The 20,229-nt window shown below is 43.4% G+C and carries 18 protein-coding genes; 4 read left to right on the top strand and 14 right to left on the bottom strand.

The window, feature by feature from the left end; genetic code table 11:
- Positions 1 to 74 precede the first annotated feature (74 nt).
- A complete protein-coding gene (locus QUA77_RS21485; RefSeq protein ID WP_333452394.1) occupies positions 75 to 449 on the bottom strand; it encodes a Uma2 family endonuclease in 375 nt (124 codons plus the stop codon).
- A gap of 201 nt (positions 450 to 650) precedes the next feature.
- A complete protein-coding gene (locus tag QUA77_RS21480) occupies positions 651 to 1,436 on the bottom strand; it encodes an ABC transporter permease (protein WP_333041045.1) in 786 nt (261 codons plus the stop codon).
- 121 nt (positions 1,437 to 1,557) lie between these two features.
- Between QUA77_RS21480 and QUA77_RS21475 the strand changes: the two genes are divergently transcribed.
- The 4 genes from QUA77_RS21475 (at position 1,558) to QUA77_RS21460 (ending at position 6,518) form a co-directional block, all read left to right on the top strand.
- Complete coding sequence (locus QUA77_RS21475; RefSeq protein ID WP_333452392.1) at positions 1,558 to 2,715, top strand: DegT/DnrJ/EryC1/StrS family aminotransferase; 1,158 nt, start codon at positions 1,558 to 1,560, stop codon at positions 2,713 to 2,715.
- Positions 2,716 to 3,131: 416 nt separating this feature from the next.
- Positions 3,132 to 4,808 (top strand): AarF/ABC1/UbiB kinase family protein, encoded by a 1,677-nt coding sequence (locus QUA77_RS21470; RefSeq protein ID WP_333452390.1) that lies wholly within the window; start codon positions 3,132 to 3,134, stop codon positions 4,806 to 4,808.
- 193 nt (positions 4,809 to 5,001) lie between these two features.
- Complete coding sequence (locus tag QUA77_RS21465; RefSeq protein ID WP_333041041.1) at positions 5,002 to 5,376, top strand: hypothetical protein; 375 nt, start codon at positions 5,002 to 5,004, stop codon at positions 5,374 to 5,376.
- Positions 5,377 to 5,567: 191 nt separating this feature from the next.
- Positions 5,568 to 6,518 (top strand): NAD-dependent epimerase/dehydratase family protein, encoded by a 951-nt coding sequence (locus QUA77_RS21460; protein WP_333452388.1) that lies wholly within the window; start codon positions 5,568 to 5,570, stop codon positions 6,516 to 6,518.
- Positions 6,519 to 6,532: 14 nt separating this feature from the next.
- Here QUA77_RS21460 and QUA77_RS21455 read toward each other — a convergent pair whose 3' ends face one another.
- The 12 genes from QUA77_RS21455 to QUA77_RS21400 all read right to left on the bottom strand — a co-directional run bounded on the left by QUA77_RS21455 (position 6,533) and on the right by QUA77_RS21400 (position 19,993).
- Positions 6,533 to 7,555 carry an Npun_R2821/Npun_R2822 family protein gene (locus QUA77_RS21455; RefSeq protein ID WP_333041038.1) on the bottom strand — a complete coding sequence of 341 codons (1,023 nt, stop codon included), beginning with the start codon at positions 7,553 to 7,555 and terminating at the stop codon, positions 6,533 to 6,535.
- Between the two features lie 164 nt (positions 7,556 to 7,719).
- A complete protein-coding gene (locus tag QUA77_RS21450) occupies positions 7,720 to 8,652 on the bottom strand; it encodes an Npun_R2821/Npun_R2822 family protein (RefSeq protein ID WP_333452386.1) in 933 nt (310 codons plus the stop codon).
- Entirely contained in the window at positions 8,649 to 9,623 is a 975-nt protein-coding gene (locus QUA77_RS21445) for an Npun_R2821/Npun_R2822 family protein (RefSeq protein ID WP_333452384.1), read from the bottom strand. The genes QUA77_RS21450 and QUA77_RS21445 overlap by 4 nt, the downstream gene beginning before the upstream one ends.
- 96 nt (positions 9,624 to 9,719) lie before the next feature.
- Positions 9,720 to 10,832 carry a formylglycine-generating enzyme family protein gene (locus QUA77_RS21440; RefSeq protein ID WP_333452383.1) on the bottom strand — a complete coding sequence of 371 codons (1,113 nt, stop codon included), beginning with the start codon at positions 10,830 to 10,832 and terminating at the stop codon, positions 9,720 to 9,722.
- A complete protein-coding gene (locus QUA77_RS21435) occupies positions 10,829 to 11,794 on the bottom strand; it encodes a glycosyltransferase family 10 domain-containing protein (protein ID WP_333041034.1) in 966 nt (321 codons plus the stop codon). Before QUA77_RS21435 ends, QUA77_RS21440 begins: the two co-directional genes overlap by 4 nt.
- A 99-nt stretch (positions 11,795 to 11,893) precedes the next feature.
- Positions 11,894 to 13,090, bottom strand: a complete 1,197-nt coding sequence (locus tag QUA77_RS21430) for a glycosyltransferase family 4 protein (RefSeq protein WP_333041033.1) — start codon at positions 13,088 to 13,090, stop codon at positions 11,894 to 11,896.
- 80 nt (positions 13,091 to 13,170) lie between these two features.
- On the bottom strand, positions 13,171 to 15,174 hold the full coding sequence (locus QUA77_RS21425) for an ABC transporter ATP-binding protein (RefSeq protein WP_333452381.1): 2,004 nt from the start codon (positions 15,172 to 15,174) through the stop codon (positions 13,171 to 13,173).
- A gap of 92 nt (positions 15,175 to 15,266) precedes the next feature.
- The gene (locus QUA77_RS21420) at positions 15,267 to 16,418 is read right to left on the bottom strand and encodes a glycosyltransferase family 4 protein (RefSeq protein WP_333452379.1); all 1,152 of its coding nucleotides are present in this window, start codon (positions 16,416 to 16,418) and stop codon (positions 15,267 to 15,269) included.
- A 280-nt stretch (positions 16,419 to 16,698) separates the two neighbouring features.
- On the bottom strand, positions 16,699 to 17,535 hold the full coding sequence (locus tag QUA77_RS21415; RefSeq protein WP_333452377.1) for a hypothetical protein: 837 nt from the start codon (positions 17,533 to 17,535) through the stop codon (positions 16,699 to 16,701).
- Between the two features lie 24 nt (positions 17,536 to 17,559).
- Complete coding sequence (locus QUA77_RS21410) at positions 17,560 to 18,492, bottom strand: alpha-1,2-fucosyltransferase (RefSeq protein ID WP_333452375.1); 933 nt, start codon at positions 18,490 to 18,492, stop codon at positions 17,560 to 17,562.
- Positions 18,493 to 18,583: 91 nt separating this feature from the next.
- Positions 18,584 to 19,585 carry a UDP-glucose 4-epimerase GalE gene (galE, locus tag QUA77_RS21405; RefSeq protein WP_333452373.1) on the bottom strand — a complete coding sequence of 334 codons (1,002 nt, stop codon included), beginning with the start codon at positions 19,583 to 19,585 and terminating at the stop codon, positions 18,584 to 18,586.
- Positions 19,586 to 19,789: 204 nt separating this feature from the next.
- Positions 19,790 to 19,993 carry a hypothetical protein gene (locus QUA77_RS21400; RefSeq protein WP_190659093.1) on the bottom strand — a complete coding sequence of 68 codons (204 nt, stop codon included), beginning with the start codon at positions 19,991 to 19,993 and terminating at the stop codon, positions 19,790 to 19,792.
- Positions 19,994 to 20,229 lie beyond the last annotated feature (236 nt).

Here is a 20,229-nt window from a genome sequence, read left to right as displayed (position 1 = left end):
TACAATTATGAGTTAGCTTTCAGATCTAAAATTCAAAACCTTTAATTATAACATAGATTTTTTTTGCAAGAGGTCTAGTCATTTTGCCAATTCGTGCTAACGACTTCAACAACAAGCGGAATTGATGCGCCTTGAGTCACAGTTGAGAACTTTTGCCACAGAGGTTCTGATGCTAAATTGGGGCGATTTAATATCAGAATATCTGGAGAATAAGCAGAGTCATTTTCGAGGTTTTTAACTAATGCTTGTTTGGGGAAAATGTACGGAAGTTTTAGCCTTCTAGACTCAGCGTTTAATTCTGAACCTAAAAAACTGATAACTTCTTCATGCTCTCCTAATGGCTGTGACATTTCAACAATCTCTCCATTGTGCAGTTCATAACGTGCATTTTCGGGCTTCCATTCCGCAAATTCTTCAAAAGTTAGCGGTTTACTTGCTATTTGAATCATGGCTATTCTCCTTAGTGATGACTGGGGCGGGCTATTCGGCTCACCCCACAAGATAACTCACTCTGTGTGGAACAGGCCGGAAAGCCTGTTCAATAAAATAAGGCTAAATGCAAGTTCCTACCTACATTATATTACCCATTGTCAATGCCCAATGCCCAATTACCAATGCCCAATTACCAATTCTTAATTACCAATTCTTAATTACCATTTTATCAATTGTGCATCTTGATTAAAAAACTTCCGGGACAATCCCTCAGTCAACAGCAGAGTTGCGATTACAGTTGCCAGCGCTAACACAAACATAATCAAAATCTGGTAAGATGCTGCATTGAGAGGACTGATACCGCTCAGCATTTGACCTGTCATCATTCCGGGTAAAGTCACGATTCCTACCACCGTCATTGTATTTAAGAGCGGGATTAATCCAGCTTTGATCGCATCTTTGCGGTACTGCTTTACTGCTTGCTGCGGCGTCGAACCTAAACTTAAATGGGTTTCTATTTCTAACTGGCTGCTATTAACTGTACTGACAAGTCTTTCGCCCGCGATCGCCCCGGAGTTCATAGCATTGCCCAAAATCATACCCGCTAAGGGAATCAGGTATTGCGGTTCGTACCAAGGGTCAGGTTGCAAAATTAGCAAGTTTGTATAGGCGAGAGTCAAGGCCGTACTGATAAAAATTGAACCCCAAACTAAGGGCAGTAAGTTCTTGATTTTTTTGCTGATGCGGTTGCTGGCAACCATGCTAGCTGTTGTCAGCATGATTGCTAAAACTGCTAAAACCAGCCAAGGATTTTTCCCCTCCGGGTCAAATACGACTGCGAGCACGTATCCGACTAAGATTAGCTGGATCAGGGTGCGCCCTGCGGCGATCGCGATCGCCCCCTCCAATCCCAATCCCTGCCACGCCGAAAGCCCGATCGCGATCGCCACCATCCCCAAAGCCCAACCCAAATCTGTAAAATCTAGCTCAATTAACTCCGGCATACCCTTTTGATAATGTGATTGTTTGCCTGTCCAAATATAAGATATTGCAATAAAGGTTTCTGAGAAACAGTTTTGCTGCAAGAATTTGCTTTGATAATGCTTGAAATTTGTGGTGTGAAGAGTGAATAATGTTCCCCCCCTCGACTTAACCCGCCAATACGCGCAGATTGGCGACGAGATAACCGCTGCGGTGCAAAAAGTGCTTGCCTCTGGCGGCTACGTAGGCGGCCCAGCCGTGAAGAGTTTTGAACGAGAGTTCGCCGACTACACGGGAGTTTCCGAGTGCGTGGGCTGTAACTCTGGCACGGATGCGCTGATTTTGGCTTTGCGTGCTCTCAAAATTGGCCCCGGCGATGAAGTGATTACCACTCCTTTTACCTTTTTTGCTTCGGCTGAGACAATTAGCGCCGTCGGTGCAACTCCAGTATTTGTCGATATTGACAGCGAGACTTTTAATCTGGATGTCGAGCTCCTCGAAGCGGCAATTACCGACAAAACCAAGGCAATTATGCCAGTGCACATCTTCGGCCAACCGGTAGACATGACTCGGTTGATGGAAATTGCGACTCGACACAATTTAGCCGTAATTGAAGATTGCGCCCAATCTGTCGGGGCCGAGTGGCAGTCTCGAAAAGTCGGCAGCATCGGCCATGTCGGCTGCTTTAGTTTTTATCCGACCAAAAATTTAGGCGCTTGCGGTGACGGTGGCGCGGTGACGACAAATGATCCAGCCCTCGCAGCTTCGATGCGAGTGCTCAAAGAACACGGACAGTCTTCTAGATATTTCTACGAAGAAATCGGGTACAACAGCCGTTTAGATGCCCTGCAAGCGGTGATTCTCAGCATTAAATTGCGGTATCTCGACAGTTGGAACGCGCAGCGGCAGGAGAAAGCGGCACTTTACAGCGAATTTCTCTCCCGCGTGCCCGGAGTTGCCCTCCCCAAAGAATTGCCGGAAGCAAAAGGAGTTTGGAATCAATACACGATCCGGCTGACAAGTCCAGAAGAGGCGCAAAATTCCTCTGGCAATTTTCGAGATTGGATGCGGGCTCAGTTGCAGGAAGCTGGCATCGGTTCGATGGTTTACTATCCGTTACCTTTGCACCTGCAACCTGTTTACAAATCTTTAGCTTATCAAGCAGGTCAGTTGCCAAAGGCTGAGCAAGTTTGTCGCGAAGTCTTGTCTTTGCCGATGTTCCCGGAACTGTCGAGGGATCAACAAGAGCGGACGATTTATGGGCTGAAAGATTGCTTGGCAAAGGCCGATCGCATCCGGTAGCTTTGGCGCGATGGCATCAGCGAGGGAAATGCAGGAGGAGAAAAGAATTGCAGGGTTGCAGTGTTGTGAGAATGTGCAGCGGTCAGGGAGAGCCGTTAAGTATTTTGACCGATCACTTGTACTTTTATGTACTATATTTAATGAAAAGAAACAAATTTAGGCTAGCAATCCGCCTCGAACGGGTGCATTTTCCGCTCGCCTAAAACTTGCAGTGCGATCGGTCAATGATGAAGAAGGAAGAAGGAAGAGGGAAGAGGGAAGAACGAAGAAGGAAGAACGAAGAACGAAGAATAAATAATATTTGAACTTTCGACTTCCATCCCCGATGCCCGATGCCCGATGCCCGATGCCCGATGCCCGATGCCCAATTCTCAATTTAACCTGTAATTTTCAGAAGATAAGAGGAAAATAAACGAGTGCCTCAGTATCAATTCACTCAGGCTAGACGCTACGATCCACAAGCGATCGCTCAGTATTACCGCAACCGTCCTTGGAAAGCAATTTGGCGCGCAATTACCGTTATTTGGTCTTTTGCGGGCTTCGTGCTGGGGATGCTGTGGGACAGTTGGCAGCACGAAGTCGCAGCACACCAGCCGGAACGGGCCGCCCACCTGCGACAAATACTCACTCGCTTGGGCCCCACTTTCATTAAAGTCGGCCAAGCCCTTTCTACCAGACCGGATTTGATCCGCAAAGACTTTCTCGAAGAATTGATCAAACTTCAGGATCAATTGCCGCCGTTTGACTCGGTGCGCGCTTTCGAGATTATTGAAGCGGAACTCGATCGCAAAATTAGCGAAACCTATAGCGAAATCTCTCCCGAACCTGTCGCCGCGGCAAGTCTCGGTCAAGTCTACCGAGCTCGCCTCCTCACCGGGGAAGCAGTAGCAGTCAAGGTTCAGCGACCGAATTTGCTGCCAGTTTTGAGCCTGGATCTTTATTTAATGCGCTGGGCCGCTGGATGGTTGGGCCCCTTGTTGCCGCTGAATCTCGGTCACGACCTTTGTTTAATAGTCGATGAATTCGGTATCAAATTGTTCGAGGAAATTGATTATATCAATGAAGGACGCAACGCCGAGAAATTTGCGACAAATTTTGCCGATGACCCGACAGTAAAAGTTCCGAGTATTTACTGGCGTTATACTTCAAATTGCGTTCTCACTCTCGAATGGATTGACGGCATCAAGCTGACAGATATGGCAAGTGTTAAAGCCGCAGGTTTGGATACCGATAGTTTAATTGAAGTCGGAGTCCGCAGCGGTTTGCGGCAGTTGCTGGAACACGGATTTTTTCATGCTGACCCCCATCCGGGAAATCTGTTTGCCTTAGCGGACGGCCGCATGGCTTACATTGATTTTGGGATGATGGATCAGATGGAAGAAACAACTAAAGAAACTTTGGTTGATTCTGTGGTTCACTTGATCAACAAAGATTACTTACAATTAGCCAAGGATTTTGTCAAACTGGGCTTTTTGACACCAGATACAGATATTATGCCGATCGTTCCGGCGTTGGAATCTGTATTAGGTGATATCGTCGGCGAAAAGGTGTCAGATTTTAACTTTAAGACGATTACAGACCAGTTTTCGGAGTTGATGTACGATTATCCTTTCCGGGTGCCGGCGAAATTTGCCTTAATTATTCGCTCTCTGGTGACAGAAGAAGGTTTGGCCCTGACGCTGAATCCCGATTTCAAGATAGTCGATGTGGCGTATCCTTATGTAGCGCGGCGTTTGTTGAACGGAGAATCTCCGGCACTGCGGCGGCGACTGATTGAGGTATTATTCAAAGATGGCAAATTCCAGTGGAACAGGTTAGAGGACATGATCGCGATCGCCCGATCCGATCGTAGTTTCGACTTGCTCCCCACAGCACAACTAGGCTTGCAATTTTTGCTGTCAGAGGAAGGGTCGTTTTTGAGACGCCAGCTAATGTTAGCTTTGATTGAGGACGATCGAATCCACACCGAAGAAGTTCGCAGCCTGTGGAACTTAGTCAAGGAAGATTTGCAGCCCGGTCGCCTTTTCAACGTTGCTCTAGGCGCTTTGACGGAGTTTTCCACAGCAGGAGCAGCGGCGCTAACTCGGTTTTAATTAGAAGGAAGTTCGGCAACGGATTCTGTAACGGATGTAACGGATGTCAGTCCGATGGAAGTCGGAAGAAGGAAGAAGGAAGAAGGAAGAAAAATAATTCTACTCTTCCCAATTCCCAATTCCCAATTCCCAATTCCCAATTCCCCATTCCCCATTTCCAATTACCCAAATTACCCAAATTAAGGAATTATTCGTGTATTATTTTCCAGAACCTCCCTATTTTTTAATGTCGGCTGGACTGCTAGCAGGGATGGCCTCCGGTGTAGCATTTGAAGCAACTCTCAAACAATCCGTACAACAGTGGTCTAAAAATCGTTCTACTCGCACCTTGGCTAACCTGCCAAGGCTACAATTGGTCATACCTTTTCTGGGAATGGCTGGCGGTATTTGCGTATTTTTAGCTTCTGGAATGGAGATTTTTGGCTTCCCAAAACTACTTTCTTATGCCCTAGCTTTGCCACTGACGGTACTCACAGGTTGGCTAGTTTGGACTCAGTTGGGTAAGCTTTTGATCGAGTTAGAACGCGGAGGTTCCCAAGCGCTGGATTTAGATTCTTTTGAACAATGAAAGGTTAACTATCAACCTCTTTTTATCTGAAGGAAGGGGGTTGATAGTTCTCTAAGATTATCCTATTTGATGTTTTTTGAAACGCAGAGAACGCAGAGGAAGAGAAAGAGAAAGAAGAATAGGACAACTTATGCAATAATTTCTGTAAAATTTTTAAAATCTAAAATCTAAAATCTAAAATCTAAAATCTAATGAGTATTGTTATTGTTACGGGTGCGGCGGGATTTATTGGCTCTAACTTAGTAGAAACTCTTTTAAATAGAGGGGACACGGTGATCGGTGTTGATGAGTTCAACGATTATTACGATCCGGATCTCAAGCGCAAGAATATTGCACGATTTGAAAAGTATCCGGGTTTTGAATTGGTGGAAGGCGATATTTTGTCTCTAAATTGGCGAAGTCTTTTATCCGATGTTAAGGTAATATTTCATCAGGCGGCGCAAGCCGGAGTTCGTGCTAGCTGGGGCGATGGTTTTCGCAGTTATACCGAACGCAATATTAACAGCACCCAAGTATTGTTAGAAGCTGCAAAAGATGCGCCAAAATTGCAAAAGTTTGTCTATGCTTCTTCTTCTTCTATTTACGGTAATGCTGAATCTTTTCCCACGAATGAAAATGCTTGTCCGCACCCGGTTTCTCCCTACGGAATTACGAAATTAGCCGGTGAACGTTTGTGCGGGCTTTATTACAAAAATTTTGGTCTTCCGACTACTTCGCTGCGCTATTTTACTGTTTACGGGCCTAGACAGCGCCCCGATATGGCTTTTCACAAGTTTTTTAAGTCGATTTTGTTTGATGAGGCTATTTCAATTTTCGGCGACGGATTGCAAACGCGGGATTTTACGTTTATCAGCGATTGCGTTGCGGCGAACTTAGCAGCGGCTGAGGTTCCGGAAGCTGCGGGGGAAGTTTTTAATATTGGTGGGGGAAGTCGGGTAGTTTTAAAAGAAGTTATTGATACAATAGAGAGAATTGTCGATCGACCTATTCGGATAGATTTTACTGAAGCTGCGAGGGGAGACGCCCGACACACTAGCGCTGATGTGTCTAAAGCCAAGAAAATCTTAGGTTATCAGCCGCAGGTTGCTTTAGAAGAAGGCTTAAGGCGCGAATGGGAGTGGATTCAGTCTTTGTACAGTTAGAGTACAGTTAGATGCTATCTATCCCAGAAATTCCGCAACTTAAATTGAAAATTATTAACTTTTTGACTTCCCCAAGTTTTGAGATTTCTCCCCAAGCGAACCAACAAATTTGGAGGCGCGAGTTTTGGCTGTGTTTCCGGCGAATTCAAATAGCGATAGTGGAGAAATACGTCTCGGTAGGGAATCTCAACATCTTCGCCAGCACACAATCGAGTAAACTTTGCAGCCGAAATACTCATGTAGTGCAAATAAGTAAGCCGCCGTCCTTTATCATATAAAACATTATCTATCACATCAAATTGAGAAGACCAATGATTTCCCGTTACCTGTTCGGGTTGAGCATATGCAAAGTTGTAAAAAGAGATTTTGCTGCGGGCGACTAAATAGTTAAGTAAAGATTGGTCAGATGCACTCAAACACATAATTTCCGCTTCTCCTGATGTTAAGTTATCTAACAGTTGGACTGAATTTTCTCTATTAAATATTTCTTTTTTGGAAGCAAACAAACCTGTACAAAAAGTATGAGAGGGCAGTTGGTCAATATTGAAAATATGTGGCAATTTCTCTGAGGACAAGTCAAATACATAGTTGAGGTCTGATTTGTATTGAAAATCGTTTGCTACCCAATCAACTCGATCGAGTTTTTGATAAATATAATCCAGACAACCCATTAACAGAGTGTCCGCGTCAAAATATACAAATTTGTCAAAAGGCCCGTCAAAACAGCATAATTTTCGATGCCTGGTCAAACAGTGAACTGATTTCAAACCTTGAGCTTGCCAAACTTTTTGAGCTTTGGCGTGAGATGTCCAAGCTTGAGTTGCAAACTCTTCCCAGAAATGAATTGAATCGGTGTTGTCAAAGAGGGTGACATTAGGACGAATTGCAATTTCTCCTCGCACTTTTTTAAGTCTATCATCATAGGGAATGATACAAACGGGAATATCTTTTGCCCCATTGACTTCGAGACTGTTTAACAAAGCGACTAAGTGGTCGAAAACCACATCGTTTGCTAGTATATAAATACCATTAGTCATAATTTTTAAGTTTTTTAAATCCTTTACCAAATATTCCGGTAGGGTGTGTTGGGCGCTGGGGAATGATCTCGGCTTTATCGAATTTATCGACTATCAAAACAGCAGCCAATGCACCTAAATTCTCGCGCAAGGTGCGTTAGCCCCTGGCAGATATCTCGGCTTTATCAAATATTATAACAGCGCCCAACACACGATAAAATATCGCATATTATAACAGCGCTCAACACACCATGCAAAGAGCGAAATATTTTTTGCACTAAATTTGGTTGTTCCTCATTGAGATAACGATAATGTTTCCAAAGTTTCCAATAAGGGCTGCCCGATTTAATCGGGATTCCAGCCCAGTGAATATATTTTAACCTTTTGCCTTTGTCATAAAGAACATAATTTATTTCCTGAAAATGCTGGGAACCAGCCCAGCTTCCCGGTTCGGTTGCTGAATCTTTAACAAGATTGCAGCGCTTGGGAATCAGTTTGAGAATGATATAATTTAGTATAGGTTGGTCTGTGACATTTTGACTAAAGTCAAAATATTCTCGATGCTGCGAACATTCTCGCAAAATCTCATACATTTGCGCTTCTGTAATAGTTCCTTTTTTAGAAGCCCAAAAACCGCTGTTAAATACATCTTGAAGCTGTGATTTGGTAAAGATATTTTGTTCTTTTACAGCGGGTGAAAATACATTTCGCAGTTTTTCGCTGAGGTGGTGGTAGTCGCAGCAAAAAAAGTCTACTTCTGATAGTTTGTTAAGGTTGGCTGCGATGTCTTCAAAGACGATGATATCGGTATCGATGTACAGAAATTCGTCAAGCGGGCCAAACCAGGTGGCGAGTTTTCGCATTTTGTTGGGGAGGGCTAAAAAGTTGCGATCGAACGTTTGGCCAATTTCTCTGGTAAACTGTTCCACAAACTCCACATTTGGGAACAATCGCACGTCGTGGAGAAGGCTGAGTGCGGCTGCGACTTGCTGATAATTGTCGTCGAAGGGAATCAGAAAAACAGGTACTTGACAATTGTACAGACGTATGCTGTTTAAAAGGGCGATCGCACTTTCGATCACCTTATCATTCGCAACAATATAAATACCGCGACTCATACATTTCTCCTCAACCTTCTCAATACCCTTTTTAACAAATTCGGCGCAGAAACCTCAGTATAAGACTTTGGCGCTTGGGCAAAAATCGGACGCTTGGACGGTTCGCGGAGATAGCGGTAATGCAGGAACAAATCGCGATAGGGAAACTCAATATTTTCCCCTGCACAAACTCTCCGAATTAAATCCGGCGGCACACCAATATAATGAATGTAAGTAAGTCGGTTTCCCTTGTCGTACAAAATCTGATCTTGCTCTTCAAAATGTTTAGAAGTGACGCTGCACCCGGTTTTTTCGCCATCCGGGAGGCTGTAAGCAAAATTATAGCTATTCATCCCCGTTTTCATCACCATATAATTGAGCAACGGCTGTTCTCCCGCACCTTCATAGAGAATTTCCGCCTCGCCCGATTGCAGTTGAGCTAACAGCCATTCCCTAGTATTTTGCTCAAACAATCCTTGCTTGCTGGCGTAAAATCCCGAACAAAATATTTCCGAGTCGATCCGATTTTGCTCAAAAACTTCTAGGAGTTTTGGTGACTGAATATTGTATACTTTAGTTGGGTCGCGAAATTGAAAATCATAAACCACAAAATCCGATTCCTCTAACTTCTGAAAAACCGCATCCAGGGAATTCATCACCAAAGTATCCGCATCCATATAGATAAACTTTTCAAACGGGCCGTCGAAAGCGCAAAAGCGCCGGTGTGCGCCGTAAAGCCGGAATTTTTTGCGGTTCAAACGCTCTGGTGCGGCTGCTTGCATGAATTTATCCCATCGCTGAATAGATGCGCTATCTTCATAAACAAAGACGTTGGGACGGTTAACAATTTCAGCTTTAATTTGCTCTATTTGGTCGTCGAAAGGATAAATGCAGACCGGAGTATTTGAGCCTAAGATAATTTCAATACTGTTGAGCAAGGCAATTAGTTGGTCGTAAACTGTATCGTTGGCTAGGGTGCAAATTCCATTCATATCTATTTGTCCGCGAAGGCGGACTTTGTTTGTGTCGTTGCAGTTTCCACCGCCGAATCATTTAGTAAAATGGTAGAAAAGTGCGATCGAGGAAGACTAAAGCACAGAACCGAAAACCAGAGCCACGCGAAAACCGATATACGATTCGCGGTTGCCCACCGAGCCCCTGACGCGATAGGCACTCCGACAACTGACCGCATGGCTGGCCCAGGAACCGCCACGCTGCACTCGGAAATTATCTGTACCAGTTTCTTCCCAAGAACTTCCGTCAGTTGGTGCGCCCTCATACCTATCGTGCCATTTATCGCTGCACCACTCCCAAACATTGCCGTGCATATCGTACAGTCCAAAGGCATTGGGAGGAAAACTCCCGACATCGGTTGTTTTTCCGCGGCAAAGTCCTTTGGGGGCGTTTGCCAAGGGGTAGTGTCCGTTATAGTTGGCTAATTCCGGGGTAATATTTTCCCCAAAATGAAATGGGCTTGTTGTACCGCCACGACAGGCGTATTCCCATTCAGCTTCACTCAGGAGGCGATATTTTTTCCCGGTTTTTTGCGAGAGTTTGCCACAGAATTCGACTGCCATATTCCACGATACTTTTTCTACAGGAAGTTTTTCACCTTGAAACCACGATGGGTTATTTCCCATCACTGCTTGCCACTGTGCTTGGGTGATAGGGTATTTGCCTGCATAAAAAGCGGGTACTTTTACTTGATGCTGCGGATTTTCATCATATATTTTACCTTTTTCAGTTGCTGGCGAACCCATAATAAATGTACCGCCGGGAATATAAACCATTTCCAGCACAACTGGATTCCCTAAATCTTCGCGCAAGAAGTGAGCATAATAACGGCGGCGACAGTTTTCTTTTCCTTCAGCATCAAAAGTGATCGCATCAAAGTCAAAAATAGGCGAATACTTTTGGAACTTCTCTTTTATATTTGGTTCCTCTCTCTCCTTCAGCAACGAATATGCAGCCAACTTCACCTTTATTGATTCATCCTGCAAGGCCGGAATTATCAAGTCTAAACCAGCTTCTCCATATTTCAACGCTTCATACAGTGCGGTGATTCTGACTTCGACAATCGGTGAAGCTAACCGACTCTTAACACCAGGAACCCCGCCTAAGACAGTCGCACCAAATGGCACTTGAGATTGGGCACCGAGTACGGCATCGTATTCTCTGGGTTGATTTTGGTTTTCTGTCATTGCGCTATTTCCTGAGATACAAACTTAGACAGCCAATTGAGCAAGTTCAATTCGTGGAGAATGATTTGTCTGGCTTCGGCAATTTTCTCCCTTGCTTCATGCCAATAATCCGCATTAGCCACAACCTCTTTAATAAATTCTACTCCTTTCTCATCCAAGCTCGGCAGTCGCAGAAAACTCCCCGCCGGCAACAACTTATCCGCCGCCGAACCGCCGTAATAAATTGGCAAACACCAAGCTAATAAAGCATCCCAAAGCTTCTCGCTGACATACCAATCGTTTTCTGCATAATTTTCAATAGCTAAGTTGTAATAGTAGGGTGCGACGGCGTGCCATTTATTGTTCATAGTGCCGTTTCCGCGCGCCCAAGTTGGCAAGTTTCGTCCGTAAAGGTCAAAATCCAATTCTTGCGATCGCAGCAATTTGATAAAATCTAATCTCTGGCGGTGATTGGCGGTGCGGCTAACACCTGAAGTAATCCAAGAACAGGATTTATTTTTCGGCGGCGCAGGCATTTCATCGAGTTCTCGAAACGAGTTAGAGTGATACCAAATCGCGGGCATATAATCGGGTTTGGGTGCGAAATCGTCGGGCCCGGAAATGTAACCGCAATAAAGTTTGGCTTGTTCGTAGTTGGCTTTGGTAATCTCAATTACTTCTGGTAATGGTGGCTCGCGGATCAGGTAAATTATGCGTTCCTTGGGGACACCGCGCAATTTTTCTAGAACGTCATTTTCTGGATTTTGATGCCTGTAGCGACGTATTTTATCGAGCCACGATTGCTTTTTGGGCGGTTGGGGAAAGTCGAATTGATACATGAGTAAAAAGTCTGGTTCTGGGTGGTTGGCGAGCATTTGAATGTTGTCCCATTTGCCGAAGTTGTGGGGGGTTTGTTGCCACAGCCAGTCGCTTTGGTTCATGCCTGGGTAGGTGGTGATTGTGCCGATGATTTTTGGGTTCATATCTAATAATAAATCTGGTTTTTGCGTGTGGGCGGGGCGGGTTTATGAGGTTGTTTGTTTTAGGCAATTATGGTTGGTAAAACCCGCCCCTACGGATTTTTAAATTATCGGAGATCGCACTTGCTCATCCACATAACTCAAAATTCTCTCTATCCTATTTTCCCACGAAAAATGCTTGACCAAATCCATTGTTTCTGCATAACCTTCGCTTTTCCTCGGATATTTGGTTAAACAATCTCGAATGCTTTGCGCGAACTGGTGCGGGTTATCCGGTTCGCACCAAGTTGCTGCTATATTTCCCGATTTAAATTCCATTAATGATGCAATCTCTGTCGCAACAATCGGAGTTCCTGATGCCATGTAATCAAAGAATTTTAAAGGAGATGTGAACGTCGCGGCCTCTGTCAAACAGTGAGGATGAGTCAAAACATCGGCTGCTTGCAGCAAGCTAGCCAGTTGATTTTGAGGCAGGTAGCCGAGAAATTTAATGTTGTTAACTTGCTTGGATTTGGCTAACTGTTGGTAGGCTGTTACTTGGGATGAATCACCGCCCGCGATCGCAAATTGAACCAGCGGCAATTCCTTAGCCACATCCACCAACATATCCACACCTTTAAACGGGTAAAGTCCGCCTGCATAAACTGCTAAATATTGTCTTTCATCTTCTATTAATTGCTGTCGCCAATTCTGGGCAGCTTCTGTTTGTCTGGCGAGAAACAAATGGTTAAAACCGTTGTGCAGCGTAATTACTTTTTCCGGCGGCATCCCATTCAAAATCATGCTGTCTCGCACTGTATCGGCAACAGTTACGGAAATCTGAAACAGAGGATTGCGGACAATTTCTGATTCAAATTGCTTGTTTTCATGGTGGTGCTGTTCGTAGATAGCGGGAATTCCGTTTTTAACTGCTGCTTTGACAAAGTTCCAGTCGCGGGTGTGGACAATTTTAGTTGATTTAAGCAGGTGAATCGGTAAATAGTATTTTGATACTATTGTACTGGAACTCGTCCACTTGCTGTCCAAAAGGTTGATCGGCCACGGCATCGGTAAATCTGCTACTTTTAATTTATCTTGAATATTGTAAATTTTGGCAAGTTTGTCATCGGGTTTCCTGGGTTGAAAAGGAAAAAGCAAATCAACCGGATTCAAAGAACTCCAGCCTTTACGGAGGTATACCAAAACTGCTGGATAACCGAGATTTGCTGCGGCATTTGCAGAGTGGGCAACTTGAACTAAGCTCGCTACATTGGGTTGCGGCAAGACATTTCGGGTAAAAAATACATAATATTTAGACATGGTAATTGCGAATTGGGAATTGGTAATTGGGAATTGGTAATTGGGAAAATAACAACTGCCCACTGCCAACTGACTACTGACTACTTTTTAACAGCCTGACGCTTAATAGTCTTTTCTATAAATTCTAAAGTAGTGAAAATATTAGCAGCAGAGTGAAATGATTCTCGGATTAACTCGTCTCTTTCTTCGGGAGAGTCTACCATTTCATCTACTAGCATTTTGAGGTAAGCTATCATGGGAGTCAGACGAGTGCGAATTTCGTAAGAACCTCTAATTAGAGCTTCATCGCGAGCGGTTTCTTCGGCAAATTGCACTGAATACAAGCGAGTGTAGTAACCTCCTTTTGCTAGCAATTCTTCGTGGGAGCCCATTTCTACTACTTGTCCGCGATCGATCACGGCGATTTTGTTGGCTTTTTGGACTGTGGAGAGGCGGTGCGCGATTACCAACGTTGTGCGATCGCAACTCAATTTCTCGATCGCCGCTTGCACGTACCTTTCCGAAACCGTATCCAGCGAACTCGTTGCCTCATCTAAAATTAAGATTTCCGGGTTTTGCAGCAGGGCTCTAGCAATTGAAATTCTCTGACGCTGCCCTCCCGATAAGATCACGCCCCGATCGCCAATTTGAGTCTCCAACCCATCCGGCAATAGTTGGATAAACTCGTAAGCATTCGCTCCCTTCGCCGCTTCCACAATTTCTTCCTCAGTCGCTTGGGGTCTAGCATAAGCAATATTTTCGCGCACTGAAGCATTAAACAAAAATGTATCTTGGCTAACAATACCCATTGCTTTTCTCAGACTTTTCAGCTCAAATTCGCGCAAATCCCTGCCATCGATCAAGATATGACCTTCAGTAGGATCGTAAAATCTCGGCAGTAAATCTGCCAAAGTTGACTTTCCCGAACCCGAAGTTCCTACCAAAGCTAAAGTAGTGCCGTGAGGTAGAAATAAATCAATTCCTTGCAAAACTAAATTTTTGTGGTTAGGATAACTAAAAGATATTTTATTAAAATGAATTCCCGATTGCAAATGAGTGTAAGGCACAGAACCGTTCAGCATAAATGGCTTGTCCTCGCAGCTCAAAAAATTATTAACCACCTCTACACTAGCCGACGTATTAGCAAATTGACTGCGCCCGCTATTTAACTGTGAAATTAAAGGGATTAACCTAAAAAGTACCAATAAGTAGGTTAATAAAATTGTAGAAATAGACTCTATCTCATTGGCAAATATTGTGCGACCTATAAATACAATCAAAATTACAACTATTAAATTAACAACTTCGTTAATTGGGGCGATCGCCGCATAATTTACCTGAGCCTGAAAATCCGCTTGTTCTCGCCTTTGAATTAAATGCTTGATCCGCTGATACTCCCTTTCCTCGTTCCCCGTTGACTTGACCAGCCGAATCCCAGTAATGGTTTCCAGCACCCTAACCGAATAATCTTTCGACATTTCAGAAAGCAGGTGGCCAAAATACTTGGAACGGTTAATAATATATTGATTTGCCCAAGCAACTAACGCCAGCAAAATTGTAGCTGTCACCGTCAGTTTCCATGATATCGAAAGTAGAAGACCCACAAACACCAAAACCGTGATTGACGTAGTAAACATTCCGATGGCCGTACCAACTGCACTAGCAGTCCGACCAATCTCTCCGCCCAATCTATTAATTAAATCCCCGACTTTAGTTTTCGAGTAAAAATCTAAATCTACTTCTAACAACAACCGCAAACCTGCTTCTCGCAAATCAAAAGTAAGAGAGCGCGTCAGAGAAGTAGCTACTAAAGTATTGATATAACTCGCAACATTTTTTAAAAAAACTGCCAGCACAACCGCCCCAGTCATCAACATTAAACGCTGATTTTCGGGCATTCCCTCAAAGGGATACATCAAAGTTTTAATTAGAGGTGGAGCGCCGCGCAGCTCGATAGCATGCTCTAAAAAACTTAAAAGCACTGGTACAATCAGAGTAGTGCTGATACCGTTGAATAACGCGCCAGAAAAGCCCAGCATCACAGTTAAGAAAATCCTGCCGGGATATCGTCTGGCAAATTTTAGGAGTAGCTTATTGGCAGACATGAAGCATTCCCAGCTAAACAGTACGGCATCTCAAAATATTCTTTAATAACAGCCAGCTTTTCTTCCTCCATTGAGGAGTTTTAAAATAACCTTTACATACCTGCGATTATATCTGAAAGTATCGGTTTCATTGCTTGAATACTATATCTTTTTACACATCTTTCCCGAGCTTTCATTCCTTGTAAATTAGCCGCTGTCAAATTTTGAAATATCCATTGAATTTTTTGTGAAATTTGAGCGGGAGAACTCGGATCGACTAAATAACCGGTTCCTCCTAAAATTGCTGGAATATCCCCCACTCGCGTAGACAAAACAGGCTTAGCCATTGCCATGCCATCTGTCAGCTTGAGCGGAAACTGAGCCACGGCTGTGAGAGTTTCTCGCTGAGGAACAACGACAACATGAGCCGCGGCTACAACGGACGGCATTGTCTCCACTGGAAACCTTGGCAGTTTAATAATCCAACGCCCCCATTGTTTCACAAGTTTATCATCATAATCATCATAAGGACTCCCGCCGACGATCGCTAATTTTAAATCGGGCTCATTTAACTGTTCGAGGGCCATCAAAACATCCTCCACGCCTTTATGAGGTCGCGGTGCCCCCGGAAACATCAGAACTCTATACCCGGATAAGCCGTAACGCTGTCTGCTCAATTCAGGATTGTATTTAGCAGGGTCGAACATTCCAGTATCCTTACCATTAGGCAAATATACACCACCAAAACGCTGTTTTAAAAACTCAGTATCAACGGTGACTGCATCAGCACGGTGAATGAGACTTTCCATCCACTTGAGATAGAGCGGATAATCCGGTTCTCTCAATTGACCGTTCTGTTTAAAAATATCTCGATAAAGTTGTTTGAAAGATGGACGGTATTTCCATTCATCTCCGCCGTACCAGCTCAGTTCCCAGTCGTCTATATCTAAAATTATAAATTGGCGACTCGCCAGTTTTTTTAGCAGTGATAGCCCAAAGCTTGTAGGTTTAGGTTTGACTGCATAAATAATATCCCCATCTATTTTTTTCCAAAGTTTTTGAGCATCCATTAAAAACCCCGGATAATTTTTACCCGGTATCGCACATACTGGGATGTCTCTAGGAGGAGTAGCGTACAATTCCTTGCCAAACTGAAATCCAACAATTTCTACATCACATTTAAGCTCAATCAAGACTTGAGCTAATAAAAAAGCACGAATTGCACCTCCGCCTGACAAATCGCTAACTACTAATGAAACTTTCACTGAGTATTTTGTTTAAAACATTTGTTTGATTTTCCTGCTTAACCAAGCTTTTGTCAAGGCGATGGGGACTCACGCACTCCAAACCAAAGCAACCGGGTTTTTAACCATGGCAAAGGGCAGCAACGCGTCTTTTGGTAAAAAACACACAATAATGAACCCAAGACTGTTATTCCAGCCAGCAATAATTCTTCTAGGTAAATTTTCGGATATGTTGAGGCTAAATTTTTTAATTTGGGGCTGAATTTTGTTGCTTTTGATCCAGTTTACCAACAAACTTTAATTATTTTAAACGCCAGGGATTGTTAAGTTGATTGGGTAAAAATATTTTAGCTGTGCGATCGACTATTCTAGTAAAGAGCGATCTCGTCACGTTCTTTGCGTACTGAGGGCGGTAAGGATAAGTGCAGTGCATTACTTTAATCGGTTTGTCGATCGTATAAACATCTTTCCACTTATCCAAGTAGTTGTAAACCGGGGACAAAGTTGTCATTTTCGGTTTCACCGATTCAACAGCCGCCGCAAAAGCTCCCTGGTCTTTCAAGAGTAGCACATTTTGATGCGCCACTACCATGTTAAAATATTTCTTAAAGTTTATAAACAATTTCTGAGTTTTACTGCTTTTCGTAAAAGCGATAAATCCGCCATTGTATTGAATGCTATTTGCATTTAGCGGCAACCCGACAGACTGCAAAGTTGACAGAATATCCTGCTTGACTCTTAATAAATTTGCCGCTTTAGCAATCGCAGGCTGCACATCTTCCGTCACCAACAAATCCACCCCATCAAGAAAATCAAAAACCTCATCTATTGGTGACAGCAAACAAATATCACAATCCATATAAATAGTTTTCTCAAACAGAGATTCCTCGTACAAAGCCAGCTTAGCTAGCCGCGACGCCAAAACAGGATTTTCATTAGAGGGTGCAGGTTTCAATATGACATTTCCGAACACCTGAAGTAAAGGATATAAAATTAGAGGTACTCTATCTATTAAAATAATAATTGGTTCGCGGTGAAACTTCCTGACAGACGCCAGAAAATGAACGCAATCTTGGAAAGAGTAAAGACCTGTTAATATAGTGATAAATCCCTTGATTGCTAATTTATTTGAATTCATTAATTTACTTATTGATTTACTTATTTACCGAGCGTGTGTCCACTCCCAAAAGCTCTCACTCCACTCATCTCGACTGTGATAAATTCCTTGCCATTCATAAAAATGTACAAAATCTTTCAGGTTAATTGTTTTATTGACATCGCGGATCATATAAAGAGGTTTATCTCCATAAAAAGAAGCCCACATAGTATAACTGCTAGGCGGCCCCACAACATAGTCGCACTCAGCCAAAGCATACATATCTTCAATTAAATGACCACTGCCAAATCCACAGTTAAAATTATCAAATAAACTCGAATTTTGTGGAATATTAGAACAAATCAAAAACTTGATTGTTTTTCCTTCAAATAGCCTTACCACAGAATTCATGACTTCTAAATATTGCTGAGTTGTGTAAAAGTATCTCCCCTTTTGATGCTTAGCGTAATCCCCTTGACGGATGTGAATTCCGACGAGCATATCAGAGTTATTTCTTAAATTCAATATCAAACGCTCTACATTGATTCTATATCGCTCTAATGGTGCAAAGTATGCTCTAATCGGGTCGGCGTATTTGTGTAACATGGGGAGATCTTCTACAAACCAGCCATCTCGAAATAACCAGCCTTGAAAACAAACAATTGAACCGTGCTTGATTTGTTCTATTTCCTGATATTTTCGCCAACTAAAAGGTTGTTTTCGGGTTATTTCTTGCGTTTTTAATATTATTTTTTTGTTGCTTAAATACTTAACTAATTTGTAATATTTGCTTCTGACAAACTTGTTACCGGGTGCGGTAAAATATAGAGGAGGATAACAACACAAAAAATCACCAGCGGTTCCCACAAAGAATTCTGCATATTCGTCAAAAGCAGGATTGAGAACAATTAAATTATGCTCGATCGCCCAAGCAATAAAATTAGCAAAAAGCAGCAACCGGTTGCCCAGTTGTCCCGATTTAGCAGATATTATTAGCATATTGTATTTTTGGGGCGGGGGGACGCCCACCCCACAAGAATTTCATCAAACTTGGCTGTAATGGTAAGGTGCGCCCAGCGCACCTTAAAGACTAAGAGTTGTGGCGTTTTTGGTGCCACTGCCAAGCATGGGAGATAATGTTCTTAATGTCGGGATATTCTGGAGACCAACCCAAGGTTTTGATGGCTTTCTCGCTGCTGCCAACCAAAGCAGGCGGGTCTCCCGGACGCCGATCGCACTCAACAGCCTTAATCTCTTTTCCCGTCACTTGGCGAGCCGTTTCTATCACCTCTTTCACCGAAAACCCGCCGCCATTGCCCAAATTAAAGAAATCAGATTTGCCACCCTTGAGCAAATATTCTAATCCCAAAATGTGAGCAGATGCCAAATCGTTAACGTGAATGTAATCCCGAATGCAAGTACCGTCAGGAGTCTCGTAATCCGTGCCAAAAATCGCGATCGAATCTCGTTTACCCAAAGCAGCGAACAACACCAGCGGGATTAGGTGAGTTTCTGGATTGTGATCCTCTCCTAACAACCCGTTAGGGTCAGCCCCAGCCGCGTTAAAATAGCGGAAACAAACAGACTTGAAATCATACGCAGCGTCAAAATCCGACAAAATCCGTTCTACCATTAACTTAGTAGCACCGTAAGGATTGATCGGATTTTGCGGGTGGTCTTCTGTGAGCGGAATTTTCTGCGGTACACCGTAAGTCGCGCAAGTAGAAGAAAACACAAATTTCTTCACGCCAGCAGCGATCATTGCTTCCAAAAGCGTAATAGTGCCGATGACATTGTTGCGATAATATTTAGCTGGGTCGGTAACAGATTCGCCCACGTAAGCGTATGCAGAAAAGTGCATTACCGCATCAATCTTGTGCGTAGCAAACAAGTTGTCTAGAAGAGTGCGATCGTTCGTGTCGCCAACTACTAACTCCACCTGCAAAGCCTGATCTACTAAATCTCTGTGACCGTAAACTAAATTATCCAAAATCACCACACCGTAACCGGCGTTTTTCAGCGCTAATACCGCGTGAGAGCCAATATATCCAGCTCCGCCCGTCACCAAAATAGTTGGTTTGTCTGCACTCATTTTCTTCTGCCTGTTTTTGTAGCTGGGATTGCCAAGAGCCTTGTTAATTTGAGACTTCCACATCAGACGCTTTCACACTCCGCGTGAGCCGGAGAATTAAAGCGAAATATATAGGCTTTGCTGTGCCCGACGGGACGATCGCACTCCTAAATAAAAAACGCTTTTTACACTCCAGATAGATGCTGACTGTGCAAGTCTTTGTGTTCAATCGATAAACTTGAGGCGACCAATTTGGATATAATCAAATATCCGATTAATCTGATGTCGATCCTCTTCTGAAATTTTATCATCTGACAGGATAGCCGAAGTCAAAACTAAGTGTTCCCGGCGAGTTATCTTACCAGACGCTACAATCCGATCGACTTTTTGAGAAATTGTTAAGTTCGATTTGTTGTGAGATGTTCGCATTTATTCGATCGGTTTTATGCCAAAATAGTTAAAGCGGATTGCAGTTATTGACCCAAAAATGGTGCGTACTCGACCGCAAATCAATTTGCTCAACAGCAGAAATAACGTATCAGAAACCTATCTCAGAAACGTATTAGAGTTTTACTTCCCAAGATAGATATGCGGACTTAAGAAATCTGCAATCAGCCTTCGGATAGCGTTCAGAGTAACTTAATTATATAATATTTTTCCTAGAG

Source organism: Microcoleus sp. K5-D4, assembly GCF_036704575.1.
Classification (GTDB): Bacteria; Cyanobacteriota; Cyanobacteriia; order Cyanobacteriales; family Microcoleaceae; genus Microcoleus.
This window is presented reverse-complemented; position numbering and strand designations above follow the sequence as displayed.